Consider the following 1311-nt stretch of genomic DNA (forward strand, 5'->3'; position numbering starts at 1 on the left):
GGTTCGAGCTGTGCGGCGCGGTCGCGGCGAGCGGCTTTCACGGAACGCGCATTTAGACGGATATGGCGAAATTCGGCCGCCGATCCGCATATTTTCGCTGACTGGCATCGTTTTTTAAGCCGGATGATTGCATTGTGATTCGCTCGGCGATTGAAGCCCGACCCCAAAAAGGCCATGCTTTGGCCGGAAAAGATCGAGTCTATGGGCGGTCCGCCAAGGGCGGGATCGCGTCTGGCTGAAAGGGATACGATGCGGCAAGGACGTGCGCGCTGGCTGACGAGGCTGGCATTTTTGACCGGAGTGGCGCTCTGGGTGCTGCCGGTCCAGGCCAAGGAAGAAGCCCAACCGCTGCAGATCACGTCATTCTCGGGCGCCTATCTTGCGGCCCATATCGCCGAAAGCGACAACGACCTCGACGACGCGATCGCCTATTACAAGCAGGCACTGGCCTTTGCCCCTGATGACAAGGATCTGCAGCAGAGCCTGATGCTGGCGCTGGTCTCGCAGGGCCGCTTTGAGGAATCGCTGGTCTATGCCGACAAGCTGAAGGAAGTGCCCGATGTCGAGCGCTTCTCGCGCCTGGCGCTGGCCATCGATTCCTTCCACAAGAAAGACTACGCCAAGGCGCAGTACTGGCTGAAGCTGTCGCTCGAATCCGATCTCGACCGGCTGCTTTCCGGCGTCATGGACGGCTGGGCCAAGCAGGGCGCCGGCAACGCGTCCGAGGCCATGGATGCCATCGACAAGCTGAAGGGCCCCGATTGGTTCGGCCTGTTCAAGTCGTTCCACCGCGCGCTGATCGCCGATGCCGCCGGCCTCAGCGACAAGGCCGATGCGATCTACGCCGCCACCTTGGCCGACACCGCGGCCGGTGGCTCCGCGCCCGAAACCTGGATGCGCAATGCCCAGGCTTATGCCTCCTTCCTCGCCCGCAAGGGCGACAAGTCGAAGGCCGAGGCGGTGTTGAACCAGGCGGAAGCCTTCGCCCCGGGCAAGCTCGAGATCACCACGCTGCGCGACCGCATCGCCAAGGGCGACAAGATCGAGCCGCTGGTCGCCCGCCCGGCCGACGGCGCGTCCGAAATCCTGCTCGACCTTGCCACCGCGCTCAACCGCGGCGGCGGCGAGCCTTTCGTGCGGCTTTACCTGCAATACGCGCTGGCGCTGAAGCCGGACAGCGACGCGGCCCTTGTGCAGCTTGCCGCCGTTGCCGAGCAGCTGAAAGATGGCGAGGGCGCGGTCGCGCTCTACCGCCGCATTCCGGAATCCTCGCCGCTGAAAGAGCTCTCCGACCTGCAGATCGGCCTCAAC

General features: G+C 64.1%; 1 pseudogene. It reads left to right on the forward strand.

Annotated features, from left to right (window positions below):
• Positions 1-249 precede the first annotated feature (249 nt).
• Positions 250-1311: pseudogene (locus EOA28_RS35940) on the forward strand (hypothetical protein); the annotation flags it as partial.

It is taken from the genome of Mesorhizobium sp. M2A.F.Ca.ET.067.02.1.1, from assembly GCF_004023285.1.
In the GTDB taxonomy this organism is placed as follows: Bacteria; Pseudomonadota; Alphaproteobacteria; order Rhizobiales; family Rhizobiaceae; genus Mesorhizobium.